This window comes from Polaromonas sp. LjRoot131 (assembly GCF_964252805.1).
Classification (GTDB): Bacteria; Pseudomonadota; Gammaproteobacteria; order Burkholderiales; family Burkholderiaceae_C; genus Polaromonas.
Map to the genome: position 1 here is coordinate 179,594 of NZ_CAXUPF020000001.1, position 14,658 is coordinate 194,251.

Genomic DNA, 14,658 nt, shown 5'->3' on the forward strand with positions numbered 1-14,658 from the left:
AGTGCGAACGTGGAGGAATTGCCGGAGAGCTTTTGACGGCGCGCGGCCGACCGAAATGAATCGGTCAGCGACGTGGTCTGGGCGTAGGCGCGTGGATGGAGCGAGCAGGGGTCAAACGGGTGGGTGCCGCGCAAAGCGAGGCTGCTTGCGCCCACTGGACAAGGGCCGGCGGCTGATTCATGCCGAATGCGGGGCCCACGAATGTCGTGAAGCGCCGCAGGCATATATAAATCAGACTGACCAGTGTTGTCATCAGAGGGCTACCCGTTAAAGGACTTGTTCTCGGCTGGATCCGCGTGCAGCCTGTTGTTCGTGACTTGGGCTGCACACATGGTATTCCGTAGTTGTGTTCGCAAAACGTCGACTCGTCTACCGTGCAAAGACGCTCGCCGCGAGGTGCCTGGCACTCGTCGCTTGCGGGCAATTGCCGGCGTGGGCATCGACCTTCCAGCGAGGCTGCTTGCTTGCCTTTTCAGGGCCGGGGACTTGCGTGGACTAAACTCCAGGCAAATCAACCACTTACAGCGCATCGCTAGTGAAACACATTATAGGGTCAGCAAAGGGCTTGGCAAGGAAACCCGGGAAAACACCGGTATGGGCGTCCGCGGCCGTGTCTGCACCTGCCACCCCGGCGGCGCCCATTCCCCAGGCGGCAGCCCCCGCAGTGCCCCAGGCCACGCTGGTGACGGTGGATGAAGACTACGCCGGCCAGCGGCTGGACAACTTCCTGATCCGCCAGCTCAAGGGCGTGCCCAAAACCCATGTTTACCGCATCATCCGCAGCGGCGAGGTCCGGGTGAACAAGGGCAGGGCGCAGGCCGACACGCGCGTGGAGGCCGGCGACATCGTTCGCCTGCCGCCGGTGCGTACTTCGGAGCGGGCCGGGCAGAAGGCCGAGGCCATGGCGCAGGAAATCGCCCGACACGGCGCCACTTCCACCACGGGCGGCTATGCGCCGTCCCGCGAATTCCCCATCCTGTTTGAAGACGACTTCGTGCTGGCCATCGACAAACCGGCCGGCGTGGCGGTGCACGGCGGCAGCGGCGTAAGTTTCGGCGTGATCGAGCAGCTGCGCATGGCGCGGCCGGAGGCCGACTTCCTGGAGCTGGTGCACCGGCTGGACCGCGAAACCAGCGGCATTCTGCTGATCGCCAAGCGGCGCATGGCCCTCAAGCTGCTGCAGGAACAGTTCCGCGAGCGCGAAACCGACAAGGTCTACCTGGCGCTGGCCGGCGGCGCATGGCCCGCCAACCACCGCGTGATCGACAAGGCACTGCACAAATACCTGCTGCCCGACGGCGAGCGGCGCGTGAAGGTGGTGGACAACGACCATCCCGACGGCATGCGCTCGGTGACGCTGGTCAAGGTCAAGGCGGCGGTTCCGGCCAGCCCGCTGGCCCCGGCCACGCCCTTCACCTTGCTGGAAGTGACCATCAAGACCGGCCGCACGCACCAGATCCGCGTGCACCTGGCCAACGAAGGCCACCCGATCGCCGGCGACGACAAATACGGCGATTTCGAGCTGAACCGGGCGCTGCAGAAAACCGCGGCCGGCGCGGTGCCGCTCAAACGCATGTTCCTGCATGCCTGGAGCCTGAAGTTCAACCATCCCAAGCTGCGTAAAGTGGTGCACCTTCAGGCACCCCTGCCGCCCGAGCTGCAGCAGTTTTTGCCGGCGTCGGTTTCCTCATGATTCACGATGCTCCTGAAGCGCTTGGTTCAAAGAGTGCGGCCAGGCTTACAAAGGGGAAGTTCAGCGGTCTGGCCGGGACGCTGCTGATGTTCGTCCTTGCCGGTCCCGCTCTGTACGGTGTGGCCTACTACCTGGTGACGGGTGGCCTGGAGCGCGGCGAATTCCGTTGGGGTGAGGCGCCCTCGCTGATGTTCTGGCCGCTTCTGATGGAATTCCTGTTCTGGGTGTCGTTCGGGAATCTTGAATCCTTGTTCCAGGTTCCGCTCCCTACTGTGCTGGCCGCCGTGGCTTTCTGGCTGCTGAACAAGAAGCTGATGCCTTCCTTGAACGCCATGTCCGCCTTCCGTTTTGTGTTGTCCAGCTCGGCCGCCTGCCTGGTGGTGTGTGTGTGCGCTTTTGTGGTCTTGAATCCGTCGACAGTGACGCAAGGGTGGGACGCGCTGTATTTTTACAACCCCCGTATCCGGTCTCCGTACGAAGACTCGGAATGGGGATTTCTTGACAGCTTTGGGCCGCTCTTCCACCTGACGCTGCTCAGCCTGGCAGCTGCCTTGCTCGGCGCGATTCACGGGCTCGGGTCCTGGTACTTCCGCAAAAGCGGGGACAACTGAGGCCTGCGCTTCGACTTTTGCCCATGTGCGCGCACAGGCCGGCCTTCCCTAAGACAATATCCCCATGCAAACCCGAAATTTCGACCTGATCGCCTTTGACTGGGACGGCACGCTGTTTGATTCGACCAGCATCATCGTGCGCTGCATCCAGGCCGCGGTGCGCGACGTGGGCGGCACGGTGCCGACCGACAAGGAGGCCGGTTACGTCATAGGCCTGGGCCTGATGCAGGCCCTGGCCCATGCCGCGCCCGACGTGCCGCCTGAAAAATACCCGCAGCTCGGCGAGCGCTACCGCCACCACTACGCCGCGCACTACGACGACCTGAGCCTGTTTGCCGGTGTGCTGCCCCTGCTCGACGCGTTGAAGGCGCGCGGCCACCTGCTCGCGGTGGCCACCGGCAAGTCGCGCCGCGGCCTCGACGAGGTGCTGCGCACAGTGGAACTCAAGGGCATGTTCGACGGCTCGCGCACGGCCGACGAGACTGCCGGTAAACCCGACCCGCTGATGCTGCACGAACTGATGGCAGAGTTCGGCGTCGCGCCCGAGCGCGTGCTGATGGTGGGCGACACCACCCACGACCTGCAGATGGCGCTCAATGCCGGCTGCCCCAGCGTGGGCGTGAGCTACGGCGCGCACGAGCCCGACACCTTCGCGGTGCTGGCGCCGCGCCATGTGGCGCATTCGGTGCCGGAGCTGCACGACTGGCTGCTGGTCCATGGTTGATTTCAGGCGTTAAGGCCATGGACGAACGGCTCGCCCTGTGCAACAGCCGGGACCTGCTCGAAGGCGGGCTGGCGGTTCCCTTCGACGTGGTCTACGCGGGGCAGACCTGCCGCGCCTTCGCCGTGCGTTTTGAAGGCGTGGTCCATGCCTACCTCAATCGTTGCAGCCACGTCGCGATGGAGCTGGACTGGCAGCCCAACCGGGTGTTCGACGACCAGGGCCAGTGGCTGCTGTGCGCCAGCCACGGCGCCGCCTACCGTCCCGACACCGGCCAATGCGCGGGCGGGCCCTGCCAGGGCGGCCTGATCAAAATCCAGCTTTCCGAAGCGCAGGGGGTTGTTTATTGGCATTCTGCTTACAACCTTAAACCGTTACAGTTCTAATACCTCTCTAAACTAACGCCCATGAACGACCCCCATCGCCCCGACCCTCCCATGGACTCTGATTCGCTGCGCGAATCGGATTTCCGGCCCCACCAGCCGGATTCCATTCCACCCCAGGCTTCAATGAAAAAATCCGCAGTAGACGCGTCCAGCAGCCCCGGCTGGGAGCGCGCCACACTGGAAAAATTGGCTTTCGCCGCGCTCAACGAGCAAAAGGCCACGCGGCGCTGGAAGACTTTTGTGCGCCTGGCCTGGCTGGCCTTTTTTGTCGCGCTGGTCTGGATGGCGCTGCACCGCGGCACGCCCGCCAGCGACGCGACGGTTCCGCACACGGCCGTGGTGGAAATCAAGGGCGAGATCGCCGCGGGCGCCGACGCCAGCGCCGAGTTCGTCAATGCGGCCCTGCGCGCGGCCTTTGAAGACGAGGGCGCCAAGGCCGTCGTGTTGCTGATCAACTCCCCCGGCGGCAGCCCTGTGCAGGCCGGCATGATGAACGACGAGATCCTGCGCCTGAAGGCCAAGCACAAGAAGCCGGTCTACGCCGTGGTCGAAGAAACCTGTGCTTCCGCCGCTTATTACATTGCCGTCTCGGCCGACAAGATTTACGTCGACAAGGCCAGCATCGTCGGCAGCATAGGCGTGCTGATGGACGGCTTCGGCTTCACCGGCCTGATGGACAAGCTGGGCGTGGAGCGCCGCTTGCTGACCGCCGGCGAGAACAAGGGTTTCCTGGACCCGTTCAGCCCGCAAAATGAAAAGCAGCGCGTGTTTGCCCAAGCCATGCTGGACCAGATTCACCAGCAGTTCATCGCGGTGGTGAAAGCCGGCCGCGGCAAGCGCCTGAAAGAAACGCCCGAAATGTTCAGCGGCCTGTTCTGGAGCGGCCAGCAGGCCGTGGAACTGGGCCTGGCCGACCAGCTCGGCAACCTCGACTATGTCGCGCGCGAAGTGGTCAAGACCGACGAGATCATCGACTACACGCGCCGCGACAACGTCGCCGAGCGCCTGGCCAAGAAGTTCGGCGCCGCCATGGGCGAGGGCGCGATGAAGGCCTTCAAGGCGATTCCCGCGCTGCGCTGAGCTATCGAGACCCCGTAAAAAGCCCGCACATGCGGGCTTTTTTATGGGCGCGGGGCTTTTTAACGGCCTATGGCGAACACGGTCGGCAAATCCAGCGGCGCCTGGGGTTTGTCGCGTTTCCAGGTGCTGACCTGCGCGCTGCGCGACCAGCCGGCGCCCAGGGTCAGGCCGCAGCTCAGTGCCAGCCGGGTGTTGCTCTGCAAAGTTTGCAGCAACGCCTGGAGCAGCGCGGCGTTGCGATAAGGCGTCTCGATGAAGAGCTGGGTCTGGCCGGATTTCAGGGCCAGCGATTCCAGCTCACGTATGCGTTGCACGCGCTCGGCCGGCGTTTGCGGTACGTAGCCGGCAAAGGCGAAGCTCTGGCCGTTGAGTCCGCTGGCGGCCAGCGCCAGCATCAGCGACATCGGGCCCGTGAGTGGCACGACTTCCAGCCCCAGGTCATGCGCGGCGCGCACCACCGACGAGCCCGGGTCGGCGATGGCCGGCATGCCGGCTTCGCTGACCAGGCCCATGTCGCGGCCTTCCAGGGCAGCCGCCAGCAGTGGGCGCGCGTCGAAGTTGCCGCCGTGGTCGCCTTTTTTATGGACCTCGCGCGGCAGTTCCTGGATCTGCTGCGACTGCAGCGGCGCGCTGAGCGGATGCAGCGCGTCGATGCGCTTGAGGTAGGCTCGCGTGCTTTTGGCGTTCTCGCAGATCCAGCAGGTCAGTTGAGACGCTGTCTGCAGCGTCTGCAGCGGCATGACGTCCTGCAGCGGCGCCTGTATGTCGCAGCCGAAATCGAGCGGCGCGGGCACCAGGTAGAGCTTGCCCTTTGCGGCGGCGCTCATGGCCGGGCTCCCGACAGCAGCAGCTTGACGCCGGCTGCCTGGATCATCCGGCAGGTGCGTATCAGCGGCAGGCCGACCAGGGCCGTCGGGTCGTCGTTGTCGATGGACTCCAGCAGCGCGATGCCCAGGCCTTCGCTTTTGGCGCTGCCCGCGCAGTCGTAGGGTTGTTCGATGCGCAGGTAGTTTTCGATCTCGTCGTCACTGAGATCGCGGAATTTGACTTTTACAGGGGCCAGGCTTTGTGCCTCATAGCCGCTTTCGAGGCAAACCACGGCCACGGCGGTCTGGAAGATCACGGTGTGCCCGCGCATGCGGCGCAGCTGCGCGACGGCGTTTTCGTGGGTCCCCGGTTTGCCCAGCGGCTCGCCGGCCAGGTCGGCCACCTGGTCGGAGCCGATGACGACGGCGCCCGGGAAGGCCGCGGCCACCGCGCGGGCTTTGGCCAAGGCCAGGCGCTCGGCCAGCGCGCGCGGCGCTTCGCCGGGCCTTGGGGTTTCGTCCACGTCCGGCGCGGCGACTTCAAACGGGATGTGTAGCCGTTCCAGCAATTCGCGGCGGTAGCGTGAGGTGGAACCGAGGACGAGAGGGCGGTTTGTGGCGGGAGCGGAGGCAAGGGTCATGCCCCCGATTCTCTTACACTGCATCCATGTCCAGATCCCTTCAGCCCAGCCGGCTCAACATGAAAGCGTTTGCCCAGGAGGGCGTGGCGCTCGCTGAAACCACTCCGCTACAAAATATGGAGCGCCTTGCCGAAGAAACGCAAGGGCTGCAGGCCGATTCGACGGTGCAATGGCAGGCGCTAGGCGAATTGCGCCCACGCACCGGCGCCGACGACGAGGTGTGGCTGCACCTGCAGGCCCAGGCTACCGTCCCGCTGACCTGCCAACGCTGCATGGGCGTAGTGGAGACGCCGGTGGAGGTCGACCAGTGGTACCGTTTTGTCGCCAGCGAAGAGATCGCCATGGCCGAAGACGACCAGTCCGAAGAGGATTTGCTGGTGATGGAGCCCCAGTTCAACCTGCTCGCCGTGCTGGAAGACGAATTGTTGATGGCCTTGCCCCTGGTGCCCATGCATGAGGAATGCCCGGTCGCGCCAAAGCTACAGGCGGGTGATATTTCGGAGCCGGATGAAGCGGGCGAGCCCGGGGAAAAACCCAACCCGTTTGCCGTGCTGGCACAGCTTAAAACCAAAAAATAGTAATTTGGTATTACATATCCGAGCGATAAAACCCTTGAATAGGCCGACATTTCACACGCAACAAGGTGGCGTAGTGAAAATGACGCCGCATCAAGCTATAATCAAAGGCTTCGCGTACCAATGCGGTGAATACGGTGACATGGCGCCCAGGCTGCCATCGGCCGATATTCAGGTCCAGCTGTCTGAACTCGGAATTTGGTGCGTAATTTACCAACCTTACACCCCATCAGGAGCGGATCATGGCCGTCCAGCAGAACAAAAAGTCACCTTCCAAGCGCGGTATGCACCGCTCGCACAACGCACTCACCGTGCCAGGCATTGCCGTGGAATCCACCACCGGCGAAACCCACCTGCGCCACCACATCAGCCCCACCGGTTTCTACCGTGGCCGCAAGGTGCTGAAAACCAAATCCGAAGCGTAACTCCACGCTTTGAGCATGGGCCCGCACTCATCCTGCGGGCCTTTCTTTTGCCTGAATTCCACCTCTTGACTGCACCGGTCGCCCCATGATCAGGATCGCTGTCGATGCCATGGGCGGCGATATCGGCCCCGCCGTGACGCTGCCGGCCAGCCTGGCGTTTCTGGACGGCCACCCGGACTCCGCCGTGGTGCTGGTGGGCCAGCCCGAAACACTGGCGGCGCACCCGCTGCACGCACGGCTCCTGGCCCATCCACGCTGCCAGATCGTCCCGGCCAGCGAGATCGTCACCATGGACGATCCCATCGAAATCGCCCTGCGGCGCAAGAAGAATTCCTCGATGCGGGTCGCGATCAACGAGGTCAAGGACGGCGTGGCCCAGGCGGCCGTGTCGGCCGGCAATACCGGCGCCCTGATGGCGATTGCCCGCTATGTCCTCAAAACCCTTGAAGGCATAGACCGCCCGGCCATCGCCACCCAGCTGCCCAATGCCCTGGGCGGCGCTACCACGGTGCTGGACCTGGGCGCCAATGTCGACTGCACCGAAGACCACCTGCTGCAGTTTGCCGTGATGGGTTCTGCCCTGGTGGCCGCCATCACCACCAACCCCACGCCCAGCGTCGGGCTGCTCAATATCGGCGAAGAGGCGATAAAGGGCAGTGAAATGATCAAAAAAGCTGGTGAATTGCTGCGATCCGCTTCTAATTCCGGCGATCTGAATTTTTATGGAAATGTCGAGGGAAACGATATTTTCAAGGGAACGACGGACATCGTCGTCTGTGACGGTTTTGTGGGAAATGTGGCGCTCAAGGCCAGTGAAGGCTTGGCCAGCATGATTGGCGGCTTTATGAAGGCCGAGTTCTCTCGCAATATCTTCACGAAAATTTCCGCCATCATTGCCTATCCGGTGCTAAATGCATTTAAAAATCGGGTTGACCACAGACGGTACAACGGTGCGGCACTGCTGGGCCTGCAAGGCCTCGTCTTCAAGAGCCACGGCTCAGCGGACGCCTTCGCGTTCGAGAGGGCGCTGAATCGGGCTTATGATGCGGCTCGGAACAATTTGCTTGAGAGAGTCCGCGAACGTATTGCCCATGCGGCCCCTTTGCTGGTTGCGGCGCAGGTGGCACCTTCCGCCGATACGCCGACCGAGGCCTTCTCAATGCCAGTTGACTCAGCAGTTTCAACACCGGCCACTCATTAATGACCCGTTACTCACGCATCACCGGCACCGGTAGCTATTTGCCGCCGCGCCGACTGACCAACGCCGAACTGGCCGCCGACCTGGCCACCCGAGGCGTGGAAACTTCCGACGAATGGATTGTGGAGCGCACCGGCATCCGGGCCCGCCACTTTGCCGCACCCGACGTGACCAGCAGCGACCTGGGCGTGGAAGCGGCCAAAAATGCTTTGCAGGCCGCGGGCCTTCAGGCCTCCGACATCGACCTCATCATCGTGGCGACTTCGACGCCCGACATGGTGTTTCCGTCCGCCGCCTGCATTTTGCAGAACAAGCTCGGTATCGCCGGCTGCGCGGCCTTTGACGTGCAGGCCGTCTGCAGCGGCTTCGTCTATGCGCTGACCGTGGCCGACGCCATGATACGCACCGGTTCGGCCAGCAAGGCCCTGGTGATAGGCGCGGAAGTGTTCTCGCGCATCCTGGACTTTTCGGACCGCACCACCTGCGTGCTGTTCGGCGACGGCGCCGGCGCCGTGGTGCTTGAAGCATCCGACACGCCCGGCATTCTGGCCAGCGACCTGCATGCCGACGGCAAGCACGTCGGCATCCTCTGCGTGCCCGGCAATGTTTCGGGTGGCCAGATTCTCGGCGACCCCCTGCTCAAGATGGACGGCCAGGCGGTGTTCAAGCTCGCCGTGGGCGTGCTCGAAAGCGCCGCGCGCGCCACGCTGGCCAAGGCCAACATGACCGACGCCGACATCGACTGGCTGATCCCGCACCAGGCCAATATCCGCATCATGCAGAGCACGGCCAAAAAACTGAAGATGCCGCTCGAGAAGCTGGTCGTCACCGTCGACCAGCACGGCAACACCTCCGCCGCCTCCATCCCGCTCGCGCTGGATGTGGCCGTGCGCAGCGGCAAGATCCAAAAAGGCGACACCCTCATGCTCGAAGGCGTGGGCGGTGGCTTTACCTGGGGTGCGGTGCTTCTCAACTACTGAGCGGCTCCCCACCCATCCGCCAGGCTTTCACAGACAGGTGGGCAATTGAATTTCAAACCGTCCGGTGCATTGGAGCGCCTTGCAGCTGCCTTGCTGGTGCTGGCCTTCGCCCTGGCCGGATGGAAAATCCTGCAGCGACCGCCGGCTTCGCCGTTCTTGTCGGCCCAGGCGATCCAACCCCTGCCACGCACAGTCCCGCCGGCGCAGCAACGCTCGCCGGACGGCCGCTTCCGTTTTGATGCGCAGTTCGTTTCCTCTTCCCCCGGCCAGGCCGTGCATGCGGCTTCCCTGGTGGAACTGCGCGACGGGCGCTTGCGGGCGGTCTGGTTCTCGGGCTCGCGCGAGGGCGCCGGGGACGTCACCGTCCAGAGCGCCGTCACGGACGCCACCGGTTTGCGCTGGAGCGCGGAAAGCACCCTGTTCGACCGGCAAACCCTCCAGCAAGGCCTGTGGCGCTACGTCAAGAAGCTGGGCAACCCGGTGATCGCCCGCGCGCCCGACGGCTCGCTCATGTTGTGGATGGTCAATGTCTCGCTGGGCGGGTGGGCCGGCAGCTCCATCACCTGGGCGCGCTCCACTGACGAAGGCGCAAGTTGGAGCGTGCCGCGCCGTCTGGTGACCTCGCCCTTCCTGAACATCAGCACGCTGGTCAAGGGCGCGCCCGTCAGCTTCGAGAACGGCGAAACCGGTTTGCCGGTGTATCACGAGTTCATCACCAAATTCGGCGAAGTCCTGCGTGTCAACACCATGGGGCAAGTGATCGACAAAATTCGCATTCCCGGCAGCCGCACCAGCCTGCAGCCGGTTGTCCTGGTTTCAGGGCCGCAAAACGCCCAGGTCTATATGCGTTCAGGCAATGCCAGGGCGCTGATGGCTTCAGACACCACCGATGCCGGCAAGACCTGGTCACCGACCCATGCCAGCGCCTGGCCCAATCCTGACTCCGCGTTGGCTGGCGCCGTGACGAACACCGGAACGCAATGGCTGGCCTTGAACCCGGCGCCCCGGAATCGCGAAATCCTGGCCTTGCTGCAAACGGGGACGGGTGGCTCGTTTGACGGCGTGGCGCCATGGGTCGTGGAGTCATCCGCCAATCCGCAGGTTCGCACGTCTATCGGTGACTACGAGCGCCTGCTGACACAGGAGCTTAAGGCCCGCGGCGCCCGTGACGATGAAGCCCAAGCCTATGTGGCCAGCGCCCGGCGCCAGCTGTGCGGCGGCCAAAGCTGCTCCCAGGAGTTTTCCTATCCTTACCTGCTGCAAAGCCGCGACGGCTACCTGCACCTGGTCTACACCTGGCACCGCACGCGCATCAAGCATGTGCGGCTGGACCCCCTGCAAACCCTTGAGGCCGCGCAAGCGGCGCCCGGCCATGTTCCCTCCGGCAAATGATTTGATCGCCATGCTCGGCATCAACCTGGTGCTCAGTGCCGCTTGCCTGCGCCTGCTGAGCTGGCGGTGCGGCGTCACGCCGTGGACCAAAGTTGTGACCGCCGCGGTGTTTGTGCTGCTGTGGTGCCCGGTGGGCGCCGCCCGTTTGCCGCTCGTGGCCTATGTGCGCGGCATCAGTTCGGACCTGAGCATTTCCCTCGTGGCCATCGCCTGCCTGGGTATGTACCAGCGCCTGCGCGGCCTCCCGCTGGTGGCGCAGCGTGAGCGCACGTCGGTGAACCTGGCCTTCGCGGTCGGCGCCTTGTTCCTGTATCCGCTGGCCCTGGGCTGGGGTGACTGGGATGCCTACCGGCTAGGCTGGGGTTCGTGGGCGCTCTGGGTGGTGCTTCTGGTACTGTCGCTGGCTTGCTGGGCCAAGGGTTTCCGGCTGTTGCCCGCCTTGCTGGCCCTGGCTTTGCTGGCCTGGGTGGCGGGCGCGCTGGAGTCGACCAACCTGTGGGATTACCTTATCGACCCCTGGTTGGCCATTGCAGCGATTTACCAATGCATCAAATCGCTGGTCGGCTGGGGGCTGGCGCGGCTGCGGGGCACACACCATGGCGCCATGCCATCCTCGGCCTGACGGGCCGCGCTTTAAAAAATGGCTGTTCATCTTCTTAAAATGCAGGCGGGTGCTTTTCAGCGATCCAAGAATTCGACCCATGGAGTAATCATTTGAAATCGTTTGCTATTGTTTTTCCCGGCCAGGGCTCGCAGTCGGTCGGCATGCTGGACGCCTGGGGCGATCATCCGGTGGTCGCGCAGACGCTGGCCGAAGCCTCCGAGGCACTCGGCGAGGACGTCGGCCGCCTGATCAAGGAAGGCCCCAAGGAGGCGCTGGCGCTGACCACCAACACGCAGCCCGTGATGCTGGTTGCCGGTGTGGCGGCTTACCGCGCCTGGATGGCCGAGACCGGCGCCGCGCCGGCCGCCGTGGCGGGCCACTCGCTGGGCGAATACTCCGCCCTGGTGGCTTCCGGCGTGCTGACGCTCGCGCAGGCCGCGCCGCTGGTGCGCTTTCGCGCGCAGGCCATGCAGGACGCCGTGCCGGTTGGCGTGGGCGCGATGGCGGCCATCCTGGGCATGGAAGCCTCCAAGGTGATCGAAGGCTGCGCCGAAGCCGCGCGCAGCTTCGGCGCCAACACCTCCGAGGTGGTGGAAGCCGTCAATTTCAACGACCCGATGCAAACCGTCATCGCGGGCAGCAAGGCCGGGGTCGAAAAAGCCTGCGAAGTGCTCAAGGCCAACGGCGCCAAGCGCGCCTTGCCCCTGCCGGTGTCGGCACCCTTTCACTCCAGCCTGATGAAGCCCGCGGCCGAGAAACTGCGAGAAAAGCTGGCCGCCGTCGATTTCGCGGCGCCGCAAATTCCGGTCATCAACAACATCGAAGTGACCGTCGAGACCGACGCGGACCGCATACGCGCGGCGCTCTACGGCCAGGCCTTCGGCCCGGTGCGTTGGGTGGAGTGTGTCCAGGCCATCAAGGCGCGTGGCCTTACGACGCTGGTCGAGTGCGGGCCGGGCAAAGTGCTGGCCGGCATGGCCAAAAGAATCGACCCCGAATTGACCGGCGTCGCCCTGTTTGATCCCGCCTCGCTGGCGGAAGTGAAGGAGTTACTGGCATGAGCGAAGTCAAGTTTGAAGGCCAGGTCGCGCTGGTCACGGGGGCCTCGCGCGGAATCGGCGCGGCCATCGCACTCGAATTGGCCCAGAAGGGCCTCAAGGTCATCGGCACCGCGACCAGCGACGAAGGCGCGGCCAAGATCGGCCAAGCCCTCGCGGCTTTCCCCGGCTGCGGCGGCAAAAACCTGAACGTGAACGATGTCACCGCCGCCGAAGCGCTGATCGAGGCCATCGTCAAGGAGCACGGCGGCCTGCAGGTGCTGGTCAACAACGCCGGCATCACGCGCGACATGCTGGCCATGCGTCTCAAGGACGACGACTGGGATGCGGTGCTGGACACCAACCTCAAGGCTGTGTTTCGCATGAGTCGCGCGGTCATGCGCACCATGATGAAGCAGCGCTACGGCCGCATCATCAGCATCACCTCGGTGGTTGGCGCCTCGGGCAACGCGGGCCAGTCCAATTACGCGGCCGCCAAGGCCGGCGTGGCCGGCATGACGCGCGCGCTGGCGCGCGAACTCGGTTCGCGCAACATCACGGTCAATTGTGTGGCGCCCGGCTTTATCGAGACCGACATGACGGCGGGTTTGCCCGAAGAGCAGCAAAAAGCGTTGCTGGGGCAGATTCCGCTGGGCCATCTCGGCAAGCCGCAAGACATTGCGCACGCTGTGGCCTTTGTGGCCAGCCCGCAGGCGGCTTACATTACCGGCCAGGAGATTCACGTCAACGGCGGCATGTATATGTAGGCCTTGAGGCCGTCAACCTGGGGTTTCATGAAAACCGCGGGTTGACAGTGGTAAAACACGGGAAATCGAAGCCGGTTTTTATCCGTCCGGCGCGGTGCTTAGGGAAACGACTCTAACGCGGTAAAATCACGGATTAATTTACAACCCTCAGAGGGAACTATGAGCGATATCGAAGCACGTGTTAAGAAAATCATTGCCGAACAACTCGGCGTGGAAGAAGGCCAGGTCACCAATGAAAAAGCCTTTGTGGCCGATCTGGGCGCTGACTCCCTTGACACCGTAGAACTGGTTATGGCTCTGGAAGACGAGTTCGGCATTGAGATTCCCGACGAAGACGCCGAGAAGATCACCACCGTCCAGAACGCGATTGACTACGCGAACACCCATCAAAAGGCCTGAGGCCGCAGGTTTTCGCCTGTGACTCTGCCGTCATCAAGCCTGAAAAGCCACAGGGCCTTTTCAGGTTCTTTTCAGGATTTCTGAATGAGCCGTCGTCGTGTCGTCGTGACAGGTCTGGGTTGCGTCAGCCCGGTAGGTAATACCGTGGCCGAGTCCTGGGCCAATCTTCTTGCCGGCAATCCCGGCATTGATCTGGTCACCGGGTTTGATGCCAGCAACCTCGCCTGCAAATTCGCCGGCGAGGTCAAGGGTTTCAACATCGCGGACTACATCCCCGAAAAAGAAGCCCGGCACATGGACCGCTTCATCCACCTGGGTCTGGCTGCGGCCTTCCAGGCGGTGGCCGACAGCGGTTTGCCGACCGGCGAGGCGCTGGGCGACGAAATGGCCACGCGCATCGGCTGCAATATCGGCTCGGGCATTGGCGGTCTGCCCATGATCGAGCAGATGCATACCGAGCTGGTCAATCGCGGCCCGCGCCGGATTTCACCGTTTTTTGTCCCTGCCTCGATCATCAACATGATCTCCGGGCATGTGTCCATCAAATTCGGCTTCAAGGGCCCCAACATCGCGGTCGTCACGGCCTGCACCACTGGTCTCCACGCGATCGGCCTGTCGGCCCGCATGATCGAGTACGGTGATTGCGACGTCATGGTGGCCGGCGGTGCGGAGTCCTGCGTGTCTCCCCTGGGCATAGGCGGTTTCGCGGCCGCCCGCGCCTTGTCCACCCGCAACGAAGACCCGAAAACAGCCTCACGCCCCTGGGACAAAGACCGTGATGGTTTTGTGCTGGGTGAGGGCGGCGGCGTGCTGGTGCTCGAAGAGTATGAACACGCCAAGGCGCGCGGCGCCAGAATTTACGCCGAGCTGACCGGCTTCGGCATGAGCGCCGACGCGTACCACATGACCGCCCCCGACGTCGACGGCCCGCGCCGCTCGATGGTGATGGCCCTGAAGAACGCCGGCGTCAACGCCGATGAGGTCCAGTACCTCAACGCGCATGGCACGTCCACGCCGCTGGGTGACCTGAACGAAACCAATGCGATCAAGGCAGCCTTCGGCGGCCACGCCAAGGACCTGGTGGTCAGCTCCACCAAGTCCATGACCGGCCACCTGCTGGGCGGGGCGGGCGGCATCGAATCGGTGTTCACCGTGCTCTCGCTGTATCACCAGAAGATTCCGCCGACCATCAATATCTTCAACCAGGATCCCGAGTGCGATCTCGACTACTGCGCCAATACCGCGCGTGACGCCAAAATCGAGCTCGCCGTCAAAAACAACTTCGGTTTTGGCGGCACCAACGGCACGTTGGTTTTCAAGCGCGCCTGATTTTTGCCCGCACG

At 63.7% G+C, this 14,658-nt stretch carries 17 protein-coding genes; 15 read left to right on the forward strand and 2 right to left on the reverse strand.

Annotation, left to right across the window (positions count from 1 at the left end; genetic code table 11):
- Positions 1-535: 535 nt before the first annotated feature.
- The 5 genes from ACSQ27_RS00810 (at position 536) to ACSQ27_RS00830 (ending at position 4,491) form a co-directional block, all read left to right on the forward strand.
- Positions 536-1,693: an RluA family pseudouridine synthase gene (locus ACSQ27_RS00810; protein WP_436153584.1), complete on the forward strand. Its 1,158-nt coding sequence runs from the start codon at positions 536-538 to the stop codon at positions 1,691-1,693.
- Complete coding sequence (locus ACSQ27_RS00815; RefSeq protein WP_436153585.1) at positions 1,690-2,304, forward strand: hypothetical protein; 615 nt, start codon at positions 1,690-1,692, stop codon at positions 2,302-2,304. Before ACSQ27_RS00810 ends, ACSQ27_RS00815 begins: the two co-directional genes overlap by 4 nt.
- A gap of 64 nt (positions 2,305-2,368) precedes the next feature.
- Positions 2,369-3,028, forward strand: a complete 660-nt coding sequence (locus ACSQ27_RS00820; protein ID WP_436153586.1) for an HAD family hydrolase — start codon at positions 2,369-2,371, stop codon at positions 3,026-3,028.
- A 17-nt stretch (positions 3,029-3,045) separates the two neighbouring features.
- Entirely contained in the window at positions 3,046-3,411 is a 366-nt protein-coding gene (locus tag ACSQ27_RS00825) for a Rieske (2Fe-2S) protein (RefSeq protein ID WP_436153587.1), read from the forward strand.
- 21 nt (positions 3,412-3,432) lie between these two features.
- Positions 3,433-4,491, forward strand: a complete 1,059-nt coding sequence (locus ACSQ27_RS00830) for a S49 family peptidase (RefSeq protein ID WP_436153588.1) — start codon at positions 3,433-3,435, stop codon at positions 4,489-4,491.
- Positions 4,492-4,550: 59 nt separating this feature from the next.
- Here ACSQ27_RS00830 and ACSQ27_RS00835 read toward each other — a convergent pair whose 3' ends face one another.
- Together ACSQ27_RS00835 and ACSQ27_RS00840 are read right to left on the reverse strand one after the other, a co-directional pair.
- The gene (locus tag ACSQ27_RS00835; RefSeq protein WP_436153589.1) at positions 4,551-5,318 is read right to left on the reverse strand and encodes an SAM-dependent methyltransferase; all 768 of its coding nucleotides are present in this window, start codon (positions 5,316-5,318) and stop codon (positions 4,551-4,553) included.
- The gene (locus ACSQ27_RS00840; RefSeq protein WP_436153590.1) at positions 5,315-5,938 is read right to left on the reverse strand and encodes a Maf family nucleotide pyrophosphatase; all 624 of its coding nucleotides are present in this window, start codon (positions 5,936-5,938) and stop codon (positions 5,315-5,317) included. The genes ACSQ27_RS00835 and ACSQ27_RS00840 overlap by 4 nt, the downstream gene beginning before the upstream one ends.
- Positions 5,939-5,964: 26 nt before the next feature.
- On the opposite strand from ACSQ27_RS00840, the gene ACSQ27_RS00845 reads away from it, so the two are divergent.
- From ACSQ27_RS00845 to fabF, 10 genes are all read left to right on the forward strand, one after another.
- Positions 5,965-6,516, forward strand: a complete 552-nt coding sequence (locus ACSQ27_RS00845; RefSeq protein ID WP_436153591.1) for a YceD family protein — start codon at positions 5,965-5,967, stop codon at positions 6,514-6,516.
- A 239-nt stretch (positions 6,517-6,755) separates the two neighbouring features.
- Positions 6,756-6,938 carry a 50S ribosomal protein L32 gene (gene rpmF / locus ACSQ27_RS00850; protein ID WP_007873878.1) on the forward strand — a complete coding sequence of 61 codons (183 nt, stop codon included), beginning with the start codon at positions 6,756-6,758 and terminating at the stop codon, positions 6,936-6,938.
- A gap of 85 nt (positions 6,939-7,023) precedes the next feature.
- The gene (gene plsX / locus ACSQ27_RS00855; RefSeq protein WP_436153592.1) at positions 7,024-8,139 is read left to right on the forward strand and encodes a phosphate acyltransferase PlsX; all 1,116 of its coding nucleotides are present in this window, start codon (positions 7,024-7,026) and stop codon (positions 8,137-8,139) included.
- Positions 8,139-9,116, forward strand: a complete 978-nt coding sequence (locus tag ACSQ27_RS00860) for a beta-ketoacyl-ACP synthase III (protein ID WP_436153593.1) — start codon at positions 8,139-8,141, stop codon at positions 9,114-9,116. Before plsX ends, ACSQ27_RS00860 begins: the two co-directional genes overlap by 1 nt.
- A 45-nt stretch (positions 9,117-9,161) precedes the next feature.
- Positions 9,162-10,508, forward strand: a complete 1,347-nt coding sequence (locus ACSQ27_RS00865) for a sialidase family protein (RefSeq protein WP_436153594.1) — start codon at positions 9,162-9,164, stop codon at positions 10,506-10,508.
- Positions 10,489-11,130 (forward strand): hypothetical protein, encoded by a 642-nt coding sequence (locus ACSQ27_RS00870; protein ID WP_436153595.1) that lies wholly within the window; start codon positions 10,489-10,491, stop codon positions 11,128-11,130. The genes ACSQ27_RS00865 and ACSQ27_RS00870 overlap by 20 nt, the downstream gene beginning before the upstream one ends.
- A 92-nt stretch (positions 11,131-11,222) precedes the next feature.
- Positions 11,223-12,173 (forward strand): ACP S-malonyltransferase, encoded by a 951-nt coding sequence (gene fabD / locus ACSQ27_RS00875; protein WP_436153596.1) that lies wholly within the window; start codon positions 11,223-11,225, stop codon positions 12,171-12,173.
- On the forward strand, positions 12,170-12,916 hold the full coding sequence (gene fabG, locus ACSQ27_RS00880) for a 3-oxoacyl-ACP reductase FabG (RefSeq protein WP_436153597.1): 747 nt from the start codon (positions 12,170-12,172) through the stop codon (positions 12,914-12,916). Before fabD ends, fabG begins: the two co-directional genes overlap by 4 nt.
- A gap of 159 nt (positions 12,917-13,075) precedes the next feature.
- Positions 13,076-13,315: an acyl carrier protein gene (gene acpP, locus ACSQ27_RS00885; protein WP_007873885.1), complete on the forward strand. Its 240-nt coding sequence runs from the start codon at positions 13,076-13,078 to the stop codon at positions 13,313-13,315.
- Positions 13,316-13,399: 84 nt separating this feature from the next.
- Positions 13,400-14,644 (forward strand): beta-ketoacyl-ACP synthase II, encoded by a 1,245-nt coding sequence (gene fabF, locus ACSQ27_RS00890; protein ID WP_436153598.1) that lies wholly within the window; start codon positions 13,400-13,402, stop codon positions 14,642-14,644.
- Positions 14,645-14,658: the final 14 nt, after the last annotated feature.